General features: G+C 59.7%; 14 protein-coding genes and 1 tRNA gene. 6 read left to right on the plus strand and 9 right to left on the minus strand.

The features are described 5' to 3' along the window. Positions 1-89 precede the first annotated feature (89 nt). Positions 90-545, minus strand: coding sequence for an EVE domain-containing protein (locus WBG04_RS15140; protein WP_424315293.1), 456 nt, complete (start codon positions 543-545; stop codon positions 90-92). A gap of 91 nt (positions 546-636) precedes the next feature. On the opposite strand from WBG04_RS15140, the gene WBG04_RS15145 reads away from it, so the two are divergent. Both WBG04_RS15145 and WBG04_RS15150 read left to right on the plus strand, forming a co-directional pair. Continuing rightward, a complete protein-coding gene (locus WBG04_RS15145) occupies positions 637-1,914 on the plus strand; it encodes an amino acid permease (RefSeq protein ID WP_424315294.1) in 1,278 nt (425 codons plus the stop codon). Next, a complete protein-coding gene (locus WBG04_RS15150) occupies positions 1,911-2,990 on the plus strand; it encodes a hypothetical protein (protein ID WP_424315295.1) in 1,080 nt (359 codons plus the stop codon). The genes WBG04_RS15145 and WBG04_RS15150 overlap by 4 nt, the downstream gene beginning before the upstream one ends. A 69-nt stretch (positions 2,991-3,059) precedes the next feature. Here the strand turns inward: WBG04_RS15150 and WBG04_RS15155 are convergent. From WBG04_RS15155 to WBG04_RS15170, 4 genes are all read right to left on the minus strand, one after another. Beyond that, a tRNA-Thr gene (locus WBG04_RS15155) sits at positions 3,060-3,134 on the minus strand. A gap of 85 nt (positions 3,135-3,219) precedes the next feature. Next, positions 3,220-3,693, minus strand: coding sequence for a hypothetical protein (locus WBG04_RS15160; RefSeq protein ID WP_424315296.1), 474 nt, complete (start codon positions 3,691-3,693; stop codon positions 3,220-3,222). Positions 3,694-3,829: 136 nt separating this feature from the next. Then, positions 3,830-6,076 carry a sulfatase family protein gene (locus WBG04_RS15165; RefSeq protein ID WP_424315297.1) on the minus strand — a complete coding sequence of 749 codons (2,247 nt, stop codon included), beginning with the start codon at positions 6,074-6,076 and terminating at the stop codon, positions 3,830-3,832. Further along, entirely contained in the window at positions 6,069-7,166 is a 1,098-nt protein-coding gene (locus WBG04_RS15170) for a hypothetical protein (RefSeq protein WP_424315298.1), read from the minus strand. Before WBG04_RS15170 ends, WBG04_RS15165 begins: the two co-directional genes overlap by 8 nt. A gap of 74 nt (positions 7,167-7,240) precedes the next feature. Between WBG04_RS15170 and WBG04_RS15175 the strand changes: the two genes are divergently transcribed. Both WBG04_RS15175 and WBG04_RS15180 read left to right on the plus strand, forming a co-directional pair. Beyond that, complete coding sequence (locus tag WBG04_RS15175) at positions 7,241-8,344, plus strand: MGDG synthase family glycosyltransferase (protein ID WP_424315299.1); 1,104 nt, start codon at positions 7,241-7,243, stop codon at positions 8,342-8,344. A 105-nt stretch (positions 8,345-8,449) separates the two neighbouring features. Continuing rightward, positions 8,450-9,064, plus strand: a complete 615-nt coding sequence (locus WBG04_RS15180; protein ID WP_424315300.1) for an HAD family hydrolase — start codon at positions 8,450-8,452, stop codon at positions 9,062-9,064. A gap of 64 nt (positions 9,065-9,128) precedes the next feature. Here WBG04_RS15180 and WBG04_RS15185 read toward each other — a convergent pair whose 3' ends face one another. After that, on the minus strand, positions 9,129-10,202 hold the full coding sequence (locus tag WBG04_RS15185) for a glycosyltransferase (RefSeq protein WP_424315301.1): 1,074 nt from the start codon (positions 10,200-10,202) through the stop codon (positions 9,129-9,131). Between the two features lie 51 nt (positions 10,203-10,253). After that, the gene (locus tag WBG04_RS15190) at positions 10,254-11,978 is read right to left on the minus strand and encodes a hypothetical protein (protein ID WP_424315302.1); all 1,725 of its coding nucleotides are present in this window, start codon (positions 11,976-11,978) and stop codon (positions 10,254-10,256) included. A 174-nt stretch (positions 11,979-12,152) separates the two neighbouring features. On the opposite strand from WBG04_RS15190, the gene WBG04_RS15195 reads away from it, so the two are divergent. Both WBG04_RS15195 and WBG04_RS15200 read left to right on the plus strand, forming a co-directional pair. Further along, entirely contained in the window at positions 12,153-13,193 is a 1,041-nt protein-coding gene (locus WBG04_RS15195) for an ROK family protein (RefSeq protein WP_424315303.1), read from the plus strand. Between the two features lie 52 nt (positions 13,194-13,245). Continuing rightward, positions 13,246-14,229 carry a glycosyltransferase family protein gene (locus WBG04_RS15200; protein WP_424315304.1) on the plus strand — a complete coding sequence of 328 codons (984 nt, stop codon included), beginning with the start codon at positions 13,246-13,248 and terminating at the stop codon, positions 14,227-14,229. Between the two features lie 60 nt (positions 14,230-14,289). On the opposite strand, the gene WBG04_RS15205 is transcribed toward WBG04_RS15200, so the two are convergent. Beyond that, positions 14,290-15,186, minus strand: a complete 897-nt coding sequence (locus WBG04_RS15205; RefSeq protein ID WP_424315305.1) for a hypothetical protein — start codon at positions 15,184-15,186, stop codon at positions 14,290-14,292. A 6-nt stretch (positions 15,187-15,192) separates the two neighbouring features. Next, a complete protein-coding gene (locus tag WBG04_RS15210) occupies positions 15,193-15,879 on the minus strand; it encodes a hypothetical protein (RefSeq protein WP_424315306.1) in 687 nt (228 codons plus the stop codon). Between the last annotated feature and the right edge of the window lie 70 nt (positions 15,880-15,949).

Here is a 15,949-nt window from a genome sequence, read left to right on the forward strand (position 1 = left end):
CCTCAAGCTACGACCTACGTATCTCGTAGTAATTGCCTACTCAACCGCGCAACGCTGCACTACGCCGCGACAGGCTGCTCACTGTTCACTCACCGCGCCATCCTGCAGACCTTGTCGAAGTGCTTCTTCGATACCGGCGTAATCGAAAGCCGGGTCCCGCGTTGCGTCACCAGCATCCCCTCCAGCGCCTTCTCCCCCTTCAATTGATCGAGGCTCACCATCTCCGGAAATTTCTCCACGAAGTTGAAGTCCACCATCATCCAGCGCGGATCATCCGGATTCGACTTCGGGTCGTGATAGTTTGAATTCTCATCAAACTGCAGATTGTCCGCATACGGCTCGCTCGCCACCTCCGCGATCCCCACCACTCCCGGTGGCTTCGCGTTGGAGTGATAAAAGAGCGCCAGGTCCCCGATCTCCATCTCATCGCGCATGAAATTTCGCGCCTGGTAATTCCGGATCCCATTCCAAGGCTCGCGCTTCGCCTTCTTCAAATCGTCGATGCCAAACACATCCGGCTCCGACTTGATCAACCAGTATTTCATCCGCCGAAGCTAACGACCACGGTCGCCTTGTCAAAAGCCCACCCCACTTTCTTCCTTGGCGTCCTTGGCGTCTTGGCGGTTCATACGTCCCGTGCCACAGAATCGTGCCGGCGCCATCTCCGCATTCTCCTTGGTCGTCGCCTCGATGATTGGAACCGGTGTCTTCACCTCGCTCGGCTACCAACTACCCACCCTCACCACTGGCCCCCAGATCCTCTTCCTCTGGGTCCTCGGCGGCATCATCGCCCTCTGCGGCGCCCTCTGCTACTCGGTCATCGCCAAAGCCCTCCCGAAATCCGGCGGCGAGCACCACTTTCTCGGAGAACTCTACCACCCCGCCCTCGGATTCATGGCCGGACTGCTGTCGGCCATCGTCGGCTTCGCCGCCCCCACCGCCCTCAGCGCCATCGCCTTTGGCGAATACCTCCACAAGGCCTTCCCGGGAGTCCCCGTCACCACTTCCGCGGTCGTGGTGATCCTCCTCGGCACCGCCGCCCATTCCTTCAGCGCCGCCACCAGTGCCCGCGTCCAGGTCGCCTCCACCGCCCTCAAGCTCCTGCTGATCCTCGCCTTCCTCATCGCCGCGATGCTCATCCCCGGAAAAGGCGACATCTCCTGGCAGGCTGATCCCTCCTCAGACCTCACATCCATTTTCCAGCCCGCCTTCGCCATCGCGCTGTTCTTCGTCTTCTACGCCTACAGCGGATGGAATGCCGCGATCTACGGTTTGGAGGAATGGGATCAACCCGACCGCACCATTCGCCGCGCGCTGGTGGGCGGCACCCTGCTCGTCACCGTCCTCTACGTCGCCCTCAATGCCGCCTTCCTTCATGCCGCCCCGGTCGAAGCAATGAGCAACCAGACGGCCGTCGGTGAAATCGCCGCGCGTTCGCTGTTATGCGACTCGGCAGCTGGCCCGATCGCCGCGCTGTTCGCACTCGGCCTCTTTGCGTCGGTCAGCGCCCAGCTCTGGGCCGGCCCACGGGTGCTGGCTGCCATGGGCCGATCCACCCCCGGCCTGTCATTTCTCACGCCGACCAAAGGCGCCCCTCACACGGCCCTCGCCATCCAATGCCTGCTGGCGCTCACCTTCGTCCTGCTCGCCAACTTCCGTGATCTCGTCAACTACACCCAGACTGGCCTCACCCTCTGCACCATGCTCACCGTCGCCGGGCTGTTCTTCCTCCGGCAAAAACTTCCGCCCTCCACCCTCCGCCGACTCATCCTTCCCGCGATGATTTTCCTCGCCATGACAGCCTTCGCCATCGTCCGATCAATCTTTGCCGAACCCACCACCACCCTCCTCGGCCTCACCACCGCCTTCGCCTGCGCGCTGCTCTGGTTCCCGCTACAACGATTTCGAAAATGAAACGCTCCATCCTTCTTCTCGCCGCCCTCTTTCTGGTCGGCTGCGCTTCCAATCCTACACCAAATTCAGATGAACAAGCGTCTCTGAACCCCGCCAGAGACTTCAGGCCAGCCAAGGGCGATCCCGGCCCCGACGACGTCGCCCGCTTCCTCGCCGGTCGACCTGTGAAAAACGGTGCCGCCCTCGCCCAGTGGCAACAGACCTCCGGCGACTACCACACCCTCGCCCTCAACTTCGACTTCGAGTGGCGCAAGTTCGCCGCCAAACGCACCACCCGCCAGGCGATCTACTACAAGGATACCCTCAAGCCTCTCCTTGGATCGCCATCGACCATCTTCTACCCCTTCGGCGGACCCGACATTCTTTACGTCTCATCGATGTTCCCCAATGCCTCGACCTACGTGCTCGTCGGACTCGAATCAGTCGGATCCGTCCCTCAGCTCCCCGGCGAGAACCCCAACCGTCTCGTTGACCGCCTTGCCAGCGTCATGGATGAACCCCTGCGCCGCGGCTACTTCATCACCAAGGAAATGCGTGTCGCCCCACCCGTCACTCCCATCCTCCTCACCTCGCTCGGCCTCATGGGTGCCCGCGTCGATAGCGTCCAATCAATCGATGCCGGTGGCTACCCCGGGGTTGAGATCCGCTACAAGGCCGCGAACGGAGGCTACAAGAAAGTCATCTACGTTTCGGGAAATCTCTCGAACTCCGGCTTCAACGGCTCCTTCCAATCCTGGCTGGCATCCTACAGCGGCTCCACCGCCTACTTCAAGGCCGCCTCTTACCTGATGCACGACCCCGCCTTCTCACAGGTCCGCAATTGGGTCCTCTCCAACTGCCGCGCCGTCCTCCAGGACGACTCCGGCATTCCCTTCCGCTACTATGACTCTAGTCAGTGGAACGCCACCCTGCTAGGAACCTACGACCGCCCGATCCCGCTCTTTGCCCAATGGAAGCAATCCGACCTTGCCGCCGCCTACGACGCCATCGGCGGTCGCGGTGAAGAAGTCCCCTTTGGCTCCGGCTACCACCTCAAAATTCGCGATGCCAATCTTCAGGTCTTCAAACGGAAGTGATTCACCCTTTCACCGTAGACGGAAGGATGGGCGGCAAAAATCCCGCGATCGTCTCCGCTATCGGGGCTCTGGAGCCGGATGTCGGATTTGAACCGACGACCTGATGATTACAAATCAACTGCTCTACCCCTGAGCTAATCCGGCGTTACCAAAGGCTGATTGCCGCACCGTCAGGCGCGACGCGGCGGAGTATCTTCGGATCCGCTTCCGGGGAAAGCGGAAAATCATCTCAATCGCGAAGCTTCACCGGCACCGGCTCTTCCGCCAGATTGCCAATCTTCACTTCCGCCCCATCCTCAATCCTCACCTCGGTCCCCACGTGGATCACCGGTGCCTGACTTTCGGCATCCGTCACCCCGTGAGGCACCAGCTCGCCCCTCTCGGCGTAGATGTCGGCCATTCTCGGGATCGAGGCAAGTTGCCGCTCGATACGGAACAGCAGCAGCGCCATCACGCCCCCAACAAGCAGCAAAAGGATCCGCAGGGCATTCGCCACCGAAGCGGATTCCCTCCACGGCAGCTTCGTCCACCTCACCGCCGGCAGTTCCTCGCCACCAGCGACCTGCAGCGCCGCAGGAGGCGGATCGCCCGGCATCATCGGAACCTGAACTTCTTGCCCGCAATGAGGACAATTGGCCAGTTTACCGATAAATCGAGCCTCCACCTCGATCCCCTGATCACATTTCGGACAGTCAAATCTCATGGTCTTCCAGTTCCTAAGAAGCCCCTTTCAGCCACTTGGTGCCGCCGGATCTAGCGAATCCCGCCGAGCCATGCAAACCCAGCTTTCGACAGAAAGCATCCATCACCCATCCGAGGACCCCGAGGATGCCACGGACCTAATCGGATCCACCGGACCGGGACGAGGCCACCCCGTCGGCAAAGATCTCGCTGACCGGGGTCTCCTCCTGCTCATCGATCCACCGCTCAAGCGCTCGGATCATCGGGTGGAGTAAGGCGGGATGCTTCGCCGAAATCTCCTGAAGACAATTAGGATCCGTCTTGGTATCGAACAACTCAAAGTGGCGCGTCCCTTCAGCCGTCGGCGTGCACACCAGCTTCCACCCCCGTGCCCTCAAACAGTACTGCTTCGCCGCCAGCACCTTCTCCCGATACTCCTCCTTGAGGACGAACTGAAAATTGAAGTCCGGATCGATCAGCGTCAGCTCGTCCATCGGCGGAAGATGCGGACGTTCGATGCCTTCGACCTTCAACTGGATGAACGGAAATTGGGTTTCACCGTAGAATGGCAGTTCCTCAGCCGCTTCAGGATCGTCCATCCACGGGACGAGGCTCCGACCTTCCCACTCCGGCGGCACCTCGACACCTGTTAGATCGGCAAGAGTGGGCGCGATATCCAGCGTCCGCACCTGCTCATCGAAGCGCAGCGCTCCTCGGCCCGGCACATGAAACGCCAGCGGCACATGAAACGAATGGCCTGCCCCATTGAAACTCAGACCATGACCCAAGGTCACCCTTGGTTCATACAGATCGTCACCGTGATCCGCAGTCAGAACAACGATGGTGTTGTCCTTCAACCCGTGCGCATCAAGCGCCTCGATAATCCTGCGGAAGCAGTCGTCGAACTGCCGCGTGCAACCATCGTAAAGCGCCCCGATCTGACGAACTTCGACTTCAGGCAGCGCCGACCACTTGTCCTCGACATCCGTTCCGCCGATGAACTGATCGATGTCAAAATCCACACCCGTTGCATTTTTTCCCGAGTAATTCGGGTCCGAGAACATCCGGCAATAGGGCTCCGCCGCCCGGTAGGGCAGGTGATTGCTCGAATAAAACACATGCCAGAAAAACGGACGCCCACTTGAAGCCTGCTCCGCCAAACGTTCCTCCACCCGCTCGGTCACCACATCGGGAGTCACGAACTGCGCAAAGGAGCGGATCTGAGGAAACAGACGGTAACCGACCGCATTGTCAAAATAGAGCGGCACCACGAAGTGCGACAGGAACACGGCCTGACTCATGTAAATACGGAAACTATCGAAACTGGAAACCTCGATCTCCTCGAAACCAAGGGGAGCCAGTTCATAAAACCCCGCGCACCAGTCGCCGAGCGCCGCCGTATCATAACCTTTGTCGGCAAGCAGTTTCGCCAAAGGGATCACCCGCTGATTCATGGCATCGACTTCTTCGCGACTCGCAAACATCTGGCGGATGCCGTGTGAGTGAGGATAAGTCGAGCTCATCATCGAAATGCTCGACTCAAGGGTCGATCCCATCGACGTCCGGCATTGATCAAAAACGATTGCATCGCGCGCCCAGGCATCGATGGACGGCGAAACACCGCCAGCGGCTTCCCCATCTTTTCGCTCCGGCGTGTATCCCGCAAAGCCAAGACGATCGCCGCGCAGCGAGTCCGAACCAATGATCAGGACATTCATTGGTTTCTCGCTGCCTTCTTCAATTGTGGCCGCCTCCCCTCGCGACGGCTTCCATACCGAAACAACAAGCCCAACGATCAGCAGCAGTAGCATCACCGCACGCCCGGGTTTACCGCTCCGCTTCCACCACCAAAAACAAACCAGCGCTCCTGCGATCCAGGGAAGCGCCACGAACAAAAAACCATTGATCACCGGCTGCAGCACTTCCGGTGGCCATTCGAGAATCTGGTAATACCAATCGCCAAAGGTCGCATCTCCGGTGAAATACGGACGCGAATGAATCAGGCGAAACATGAAGTAGCCATGGATCAAAATACAGCCACCCAAGGCGACCGCCACCTCACGCCATCCCAACTCCCGCTTCCAACGCTTGCGCCATTCCGAAACCAGTGGCATCACGATCAGCCACGCCACCACCCCAAGAATCGCATACGCGACCAGCACCAGCAGGTTCTGACCAATGAGATAGGCGCGATGTTCCTCGACCGCCAAACGGCTGAACTTCGTCTCCATTCCCCCGGACTGATTCGCCAGCCGCCACAGACCCGACGCATAGTTCCAGCCAAGGAAAAGCAACACCCCCAGGGCGACCCGCCAGGCGATTCCCGTTTGCTTCTGTTCCGATCCCCGATTCACGAAGGCGGAACATCGCAGGGCTTTCCCCGGCAGGCAAGACGAGTCACTCATCAGCCACGGGCCGAATCAAAGCCCAGCGCTCGCTGAGCACTTCCTCAATGACCACGCCACGTGGCGAAGTCGTACCCTCGGGAATCCTGATCCGCAGCAAGAGCGCCACCGGCAACCCGCGATTCCTGCTCGCAAGAGCATTCAGTCTTTCCTCCAATTCCGAGCCCTTCGGAGCATATCCAAAAAGGTAGTCCTCGGCGTCCTTGGCCGTGAGTCGATAAACACTCCAATCCTCTTCGGATCGAAATTCATGGCTGAAGAATCCTCCTCGATCCGGCTGGAGGTAGAGCCTGAAGTCAACGGCATCACCTTCCGGCCGATTCTTGACGTATTCGTCCCATGACATGGGCTGGTAACAGACTTGGGTCTCCCAATCGACCAGCACACGACCGTCCGTCTTCTGTTCCACCAGCAGGGTCTCGGACTGCCCTCCCGTCACCTCACAAGTGACCAGCCAGAACGTTCGCCCCTCCAGATCCAGCGGCTGAAACACTCCTAGTCGGACAAACTCACGAGACGGCATCGGATGCCGGGCATACCAGTCCCTCATCAGTGGCTCCACCCGCTCAGGGTCACGAACCGTCGGCAATAGCTCCTCGATCGATTCGGACGCCATGAATCGCCTCAAGCTCTCTTCTACCGTCTCCACCAGCGCAAGTGCCTCGGCATCAGCCGTTTCATCCTCCTCCATCCGCTCCACAGCGGCCTGCTTGGAGACTTCAGCTTCGCTCTCTGGAGATCGGAGGATCAAAATGGCCGAAGTCAGCGCCAATCCGCCGATCAACAGAAACACCAGCACGAACCAGCCGTAGTGCGTCGGATGCGCCGTCTTCTCCGACATCCACTCAAAGTCCTCCTCAGCTCCCGCTCCTCCATCAATGATCGAATCAATATCGGGCTCAATGCTCCTCCGCTCCACATCCTCAAGACTCCCCGATTGCTCCAGGCGCGCGGGCACCTCGGGCGTCGGAGGCAAGGGCATCCTTCCCACCGTCTGGGGCTTGCTCCCCTTGTCTCCAAGCCGCAGCACATCCTCGGATGGTTCCTCCTCAACCACCTTCAGCTTCTTCTTGTCGGACGATTCCTCCACTTGCCTCTCACAAAAACCCCATTTGCCGTTCGACGCAATCCCCGCGTCGACTTAGAAAGATCCGCCCCAAGCGAATGTCAGCCCGCATCCTGATCGTCACCGCCGCTTTCGGCGAAGGCCACAACAGCGCCGCACGCAATCTCGCGCTGGCCCTCGACAACCTCGGCGCCACTACCCTGGTCGCCGATCCTTGCCTGCTGGGAGCCCCGGTCAGCACCAACGCGATCTGCAAAGCCTACCGGCTCGTCACCACCCACGCCCCCGGCCTCTGGCACCGAATCTACCGCTCCACCGGCAAGGTCGACTTCTCCCGCCAGCGAATGCCTCTGATGCGCAAGCCAGAAAACAAACTCGCCGAGCTCGTCGCCGAATTCCAGCCCGACGCCATCGTCGCGACCTACCCCATCTATCCCTACTTCCTCGACCGCATCCTCGAAGACCGCGCCGACCCTCCCCCCGTCTTCACCGTGGTGACCGACTCGGTCGAGATCAACTCCGCCTGGATCGACGCCCCCACTACCGCCTGGATCGTCACCGATGCCTTCACCCGCGACTCAATGGTCAAGCAAGGCATTCCCGTCGAAAGGATCATCGAAACCGGATTCCCGGTGAACCCCTCCTTTTCCCAACTCCCTTTCCTCCCCGCCGATTCCGAAATCGATCCCTTCCAGGTGCTTTATTTCGCCACCCCGAAACTCCCCCACGTCCGCCGCACCTCGAAAGCCGTTCTCAACGCCGACCCGAGGACACAGATCACCATCGTCCTCGGGAAAAACTTCCGACTCCTCTACGACCGCGCCAAAGAGATCAAAGACCGCTTTCCCGGGAGAGTCCGCATCCGCGGCTGGACCCGCAAGGTCCCCGAACTCCTCTGCAAGCACCACCTCGTCATCGGCAAAGCCGGTGGTGCCACCGTCCACGAAGCCATCGCCGCCCGCTGCCCGATGCTCGTCCACCATCTCGTCCCCGGCCAGGAGGAAGGCAACCTCCAACTCCTCGAAAAAATCGGCGGCGGCACCCTCGCCAACAGCCCCGAAGCCATCACCCGACTCACCACCGACTTGCTCGCCGACAAAGCCAGCCGCTGGCGCCAAATGAAACGTGCCCTCGAACAGCACGGCCACCACTCCGGCGCCACCACCGCCGCCCACTACATCCTCAAGAAGTGCGACGGATGAGCCACATTTCCCCTTCAACAGTTTTCAATCTCCCATTTCCAAATTTCAGCTTTTCAGTTTTCAGTTTTCAGTTTTTCAGTTTTTCAGCATTTCAGTTTTTCAAAAATGACCTTCCTCTTCGACATCGGTAAAGTCCTCCTCGACTTCGACTTTGAAACCTCCCTCCGCCGCCTGCTGCCACCCGGCACCCCTGACTCGGAAATCGACCAACGCCTCGACCGCATGCTCGAGCGCAAGGACGAATTCGAAAGCGGCCACGTCTCGCCGGATGACTACATTCCCTGGGCACTCGACGTCCTCGGTCATGGAATCACCCACGAAGCCTTCACCGAAGCCTGGCAGAACATCTTCACCCCCAACCCTCCGATGTGGCGCATCGTGGAGAAGCTTCATGCCGACGGCCACCGCCTGATCCTCTTCTCCAACACCAACGCCATCCACTGCCCGTGGATCTTTGAGAACTACGAGATCTTTAGTAAATTTGAATCCGGCGTGCTCTCCTTTGAAGTCGGCGCCATCAAACCCGAGGAGAAGATCTATCATCACGCCATCGAAGCCCACGGCTTGACACCAACCGAAACCCTCTACATCGACGACCTCCCGGCCAATATCGAAACCGGCAGGCAACTCGGCTTCCGCACCCACCAGTATGACCTCGCCGATCACGCTGCCTTCGAAGAATGGCTAGACAACGAACTGGAGCCCCCCAAGCGTTCGTAGTTCCACCTTCAGGTGGACGAATGACCAAGGCGATCCCTTCTCCCCTCGCGGTCTGACCAGGCAATCAGGCCATCCCCGTAACCCGCGCGTAGACCTCCAAAACCTTCCGCGTCATCGCCTCCAGCGTCACCTCCTTTGCCACCAGCTCAAACGAAGGCTCACACCTCACCTTCAAGCCGGGTAAATCCTCGACCGCCATCCTGAGACCACGCACCAGCTCGGGAACCGAGTGCGTCTCCATCATCACCTCCGGCGGCAGAAATTCCGCCGCAAAGCCCACCCGGGTGGAAATACTCGGCACCCGCATGTGCAGCGCCTCCGCCAGCGTGTAGGGCCCGCCTTCGTTTCGCGAGGCCACGATAAACAGCTCTGCGCAGCCCATCAGCCCCACCGCGTCATCCCGGTGGCCCGCCATCCAAACTCGCTCCGCCAAACCGTACCTGGCGATGATCGCTTCGAGTTCCTCGCGCTGATAGCCCTCACCGACCAGCCACAACTTGAAGCCCGGCACCTCCACCATCGCTTCTAACAATAGGTCCATCCCCTTCGCCGGAACCAGTCGCCCCACCGTGCAGAACACCGGCTCGGCACCCTCCAAGAACGGCGGCTTCGTCGCCATAGCCGCTTCCTTCGTCCCCGCCGGCGGCGGCGCGATCGAATTCCAGATCACCGTCGCCGGAATCCCCCCCAGCGATTCCTTCACCTGCGCCGAAGCCGTGATCACCGCATCGTAATCCTGAAACGGTCGCGAGCTACGCTTGATGTTCTGCACCGTCGCCACCCGCTTGATTCCCGGCAAAAAACCACGCAGCGATCTGACCATCGCCCCCGCCTTGTTCGCATGCGCATGGACGATGGGGCAATACGGAGAAGGAGTTTTCAACTCCTTACACGGAGCAACAAGCGCCTCCAAAATCCTCGATCTCAGCCCCATCAAATTAAACAGATTCAACCTCCCCCCACTCATCGGATGATCAAAAAACCTCACCTCCTTGTCGAAGTGCTGCCGCATCGTCTCGTCCGCCACCGCACTCACCTCGTGCCCGAGGGCCGCCTGACAGTTCGCCAGCTCGATCACATTCTTCTCCAGACCGCCCTTCTCCCCGACACTGGCAAGCACATGACAAATCCGCAACACCCGGAGAGCCTCAACCGCTGCCCAAATCCTGCCAAGCGCCAATTCCCAAGGCTACTTGAACAGCGAATCCACCCCCATCGCCGACTTCCTCAGAAATTTCGGCATGTCCTCCTTCCTCCTCGGCTTCACCCACCGGAACAGATGACCCAGCAAATTCAGCGTGAAAACGTGGTCAATCAGACGATACCCACGGCGTCGACGCAGCAAGAGAGCGGTCACCCATCCAAGGGTCCGCCGCTTCACACGAAACGGCTCGAAAGACAACTTGATGCGATACCGCTCTCCCTTCTCACGCGGCCAGGCCACCTTGTAGTCCGCCTTCGCGCTCCTGATCTGTTCCACAATCTCCTCATCGAAGGGCAGGAAATAATAACGCCTCGCCAGACAAACCAGCCGACAGAAATCCCGCCAGCGCTCGATATCCCGCACCGGCAGACCCGCGCTCCGGGCGTTCTCTATCATCTCAGGAAACAACTCATACGCCTCCTCCCCGTCGCGCACGGCCCTTCCAGGATCCTTCACAAAGTGCCGTAGCGCTTTACGCACCGCATGATTGATGAACAGGCAGTCCCAGTAGATCTGCAGCAGCGGCGGAATCCTGACACGACGAAAGAACAGCTTCTGCTCGGCAAATTCCTCAACGTACATCAGCCGCTTGATCACCAACTCCGAGCTACGTAGTAGCTCGATCACCGCCGTTGCACGCTCGGCGCCAAAGAAGTCCTCAATCGCGGACTCAGGTGAGACCCGGTCCCTGAAGACCCTCACCGCCACCATCGCATTCAGCCGGATCCAGACATCATCCCCCGCATCCGGCAGGAAGGCCAGGCGCCGGAACCGGTGCCAGCCTCCCGTTTGACACCAGACCGACATCCCCACCAAGTTCTCAGCCTTCTCCAGCCCGCTCGCAAACCTTTCACAATCCCAACCAATGAAGGAGGGAATCTCTCCCGCTCCCTCATACTCTCGCCGCTCCTGAAGCTCGATGATCTTCTTGTGCGAACTCCGGAAGAATGCGGAATTCAAGGGAAGATAGCGGAAGAAATCACTCTCCCCATGCTTCATCGAAAGAATGAAATTCGGGGAATCCACCTCGTCCAAAGTCTCTGCGAAAGTCTGACGGTGCCAGATCAGATCACCGATCCGATACGCCCCCACCGTCCACGTTCTCAAGATCAAATCCCGACCGTGCGCCTCGAAAATCGGAAGCAAGGCCTTAAGAAACCGATTCGTCTCGGCTGCGGTTGTTAGATGAAGCCTCGTCCGGATCGGATCCTTCACATCGACCCCGTCACTCTCTCCGATCCTCAGGATCAGCCCGGCAATCCTGGGAAAGTCGACCAGCAGATCCGAAACCAGTTCGCGATAGTAAACTTCGAGCGCCTCCCGATCCGAGCCGATCGCCTCGTCCACGGTCGCCGTCACCGGTATCACATCCGAAGTCAGATAGACCTTCAGTCCGAACTCTTCGAATATCGGAAACAACTTCGCAAACTCCTCCCGGAATACGGCAACCCTTTCCGCCACCTCCACTTCGTGAAATTTGTGAGGAGCCAGGTGCGCCAGGTCGTCCAGCGTCACTGCATTGTATCCCAGGGCCGATACCTCTTTCGCGAAGCAGTGCAGATCGCACCGGATCTGCGACCACTGCCGTTCCCGCTCGGCACCCTGCGTCGACAGATGAGTGAAGGGAATCTTCGACCAGTTGATGCGCCCCTTCTCGTATCCCCGGAAAAAGGGACCGATGGCATCGATAAGCAGCAGACCCGGTGGCATCAAAATCCCTAGAGAAACCTCACCCAAGGCCCATGAACACCCTCCCTAGATGGCAAGTTCGTCACACCTCACGCGGACTGCCAGTGATTCGCTCGCCAAACCTTCCCCCGGTCGTCGCCCACCCTTCGTTCCCGCGCTTGTCAGCCCCTCTTCAGCCCCATAGCCTCCAAATCCATGAGCGACACTTTTTACCTCGGCATCGACAGCGGCGCAACCACCTCCAAGATCGCCGCCGTCCGGGCGGATGGCTCAATCTTTCCCAGCGATCTCCTGCAGCGTCCCACCGGATCTGAAGGAGGACCCGAGGGCGTCATCAAGGCCTGGATGGGGGCGATTGCCGACTACATGGCCGAGCATGGAATGGATTGGGACCAGATCTCTGGTGTCGGCCTCGCCGTCCCCGGACCGCGCCGTAGCTACGGCGTGCTCGCCACCGGCCCGAACCTTCCCGAGAGTTTCGATGGCTGGGACGTCCAGCATGATCTCCTCGAAGCCCTGCGCGAGGCTGCAGGACGCCCGCTTTCCCTCGCCTTGGGGAACGACGGCAACATGGGCGGCGTGGCCGAAGCCCACAGCGCCATCGGCAATGACAAAGCCGGCGTGGTGATGCTCGCACCCGGTTCCGGCCTGGGGGGGGCTTACATCGATCCCACCGGCATGTGCCTCGATGGTGACACCCTCGCCGGCATGGAAATCAGCCACATGGCGGCCCCCCTTCATCTCCTCAATGTCGAAGCCCTCACCTGCGGTTGCGGCCGCACCTGGGGCTGCTTCGAAATGTACACCAGCCTCGCCGGACTTCCCTATTTGCTGGATCTCGCCCTCCCCCGCCACCCCGGCCACTCCCTCGCCGATCCCACCCTTGGGAAAAAGGAACGCGTCCTCAAACTCCGCGGCCTGGCTCAAGATGGCGACGCGCTCGCGCTCGAACTCTTCGATCTTCAAGCCAAGGCCATGGGCCTGCTCGTCGCCCAACTCACCATGACCCTCGATCCATCCTGCTTCGTCATCGGCGGTGGCCTGATCGACCCCGAAGCCACCACCGAAACTTTCCGCGATCGCTACCTTGGCCTCATCAAGTCCACCGCTTTGGAATACGTTTGGCCCACTCAGAAGGACGTTCTGCGCATCATCCCGGCATCACTCGGCGAACAGTCGCAAGCCATCGGAGCAGCACTCGTCGCCCGCCTCGTCGTCCAATCTTCCCCCAACTAAATTTCACGCCTTCGGTTGACCCTACGTTTTCCCACGCTGGACCCTGAAACCCATGCGCATCGTTCACGCCGCCAACCTCCAATTGGATAAAGACGGCGCACACCTGTGGAATCAGGATCAGAAAATCCACCACGGCCTCATCCGGCTCGGGCACTTCGTCTACCCCTTCTCGATCAACGACCGCGCCCGCATGCTGTCGCCCACAGGCAGCAAGACTTTCGGCAAGGGCAAGACCAACAAAGCCCTCATCAAGACCTGCCGCAACGTCCACCCCGACCTCCTGATCCTCGGCCACGCCCAATACATCACCGCCGAAACCCTTCAGGAAATCCGTCTCCTCCTCCCCAAAATCCGCATCGGCCTCTGGTATGTCGATCCGCTTTGGGACGAGGAACCCACCCAGCACCTGCGCGATCGCACGCCCGTCCTCGACGCGCTCTTCTGCTCGACCGGCGGCCCGCTGTTAGAAAGCTTCGCCACCACCAACTGCCCCGCCCATTTCATCCCCAGCGCCGTCGATGCCGGCATCGAATGCCACCGCGCCTTCGAAACTCCTGAAGACGAAATCCTCCACGACCTGCTCTTCTTCGGTCGCGACAAAGGCCAGCCCGATCGCCGCGCCTTCCTTTCCGATCTTCGCGACCGACTTCCCGATCTGAACATCGGCTACTACGGCTGCCTCGACCAACCGCTCATCATGGGTTGGGAAAAGGAGCAAGTCATCCGACGCTCCAAAATGGCGCTCAACCTCTCACGCCGCAACGACGTCGAACTCTACTCCTCATCACGCATCGCCGAGCTCATGGGCAACGGCATCCTCACTCTAACACCCCGAGGAGCCGGACTTGAGCAACTCTACGCCGAAGACGAAATTGTCTACTACGACGACCTCGAAGACCTCGTCGGAAAAGCCCACCACTACGCCACCGACTGCGACGCAAGACGCGCCATCGCCCGAAAAGGCTGGGAACGAAACCACCGCGACTACAACGGCACCGAAGTCGCCCGCATCATCGTCGAAGGAACGCTCACCTGAAGGAGTAGCGCTCTCCAAGCGCCATGGGTGGGCAAGGCGACTTGCAGTCGCGCTAGCCATTCACATCCCCATCAAACTCACCCTCACCCGCGCGAACCTCCGTCCACCCGATTCGGCCTCTGAAGTTAGATCCCGAACCAACAGCAAATCCGCCGCATCACTCACCACCGTCGTAAATCCCGGACCCGAGTCCCAGTCGGTCAAATTCCCAGAGACCTCAACCACCACCATCGCCTCCCGATCGATCCGTCTCGGGACACTCACCTGCAGGTAGTCCATCACGCCGAGCTCGACGATTTCCACCATGATCTCCGGCACCTCGCTCCCATCCGTCGGTGACGTCCCGAAGGCAAATTCCAACTCATTCGCCGCCCCGTCGTTGTCGGCATCCTCACCAGCGGCGTCCTCGTCTTCACCCATCAACTCGACCATCTGCCACTGCGCGTAGGACTGAGTCCTTGCCGCTTTCATCAGAAACGGAGATCCATCCGCATCCACCGTCCCCAGCACCACCTGATCCGCCAACTTGGCATTCCATTGCAGCGGAACCGGGTTGATCGGATTCGGCGTCGGCCAGGTCCACGTGCTTTTCCGGAACAGGATGCGCTCGGTCCCCGTCGGTCCCACCTTGGTGCCCATGATCCACGCAGCGGCACCCACGGTGAACGGCGCCGTGTTGGCTGTCACCTCATGGAGCCGATTGAATCGCTGATCGGTCGAGTTATAGCCCGTGGAATCCGCCACCACACATCGACCTGCCCACTCCCCCACATTTCCCGCCGTCGGCTGGAATCCCCCACTGAAGCTGCCCAGCTCAAAAAGAAATCCCGAGTCCATCAAGGCCCCGGTGCTATCCCGGTTGGTCTGCCCCGAATCACTCGCCCATAATATCGGCTGCGCCTGAATGGCGACCATCATCACAGCTCCACTCAACAGACGCCAGACCCATGGAATCATAGCCACTCATTCGCTACGCCTCCGGCGCAGGATCATCAGGGTACCGAACATCACCACGAACATCGCCGTCGACGGTTCGGGAACAAAGGTGAAGGTCTGAAGCGTATCGCTCCCGTTCACGCTGTACTCGCCATTCCCCACCGTGCCACCCTGACTTCCCCAGACCGGCACATCGCCGGCCAGCAAATCAGAGGTCGACCATTCGAGGACTCCGTCGTTGTCACAGCAACCCGGAACCGCCATCGGAAAGATCCAGTCTCCGGCACGACCCAGGAACCACTCGCTTCCCGGAGCATCGAGATCCGAATTCCTGATCCAAAGGTAGGCATCCAAACCCTCGAAACTTGAAGCCAGCGAACTCTGGTCAGGACTATCGCTCAGACCGTCATCCATCATGCCGGCACTTGAAGTGAAGTAACCGAAGATCCCGTCGTCCGGGTCTTCGAGCCCATTGTAGTCGGCCGCATCAAAGACCTGCCAGTTGCTGAGCCAATCACTGGTATTGGTCTCGTCGGGTACGAATCCTCCGACAAATGCTCCCATTTGGAAGACATACGTCTGGTCAAGGACCTGCCCCTCACTGTCAACGAGGTCACTGTAGATCACGCTCCCCCAGTTCAGATTCTGGGCCGAAACCTTGCTCGGCGGCAGAAGCCACGCGGCGAGGCAAAGGTAGTATGCGAGAAATTTCATCGGAAAATGAGACCTGGAGGGGGATCCCAGGGGGTGAATGACGTCAATTACTAAGGTTTTCAATATAGTT

The organism is Haloferula sp., from assembly GCF_049672945.1.
Classification (GTDB): domain Bacteria; phylum Verrucomicrobiota; class Verrucomicrobiia; order Verrucomicrobiales; family Akkermansiaceae; genus Haloferula.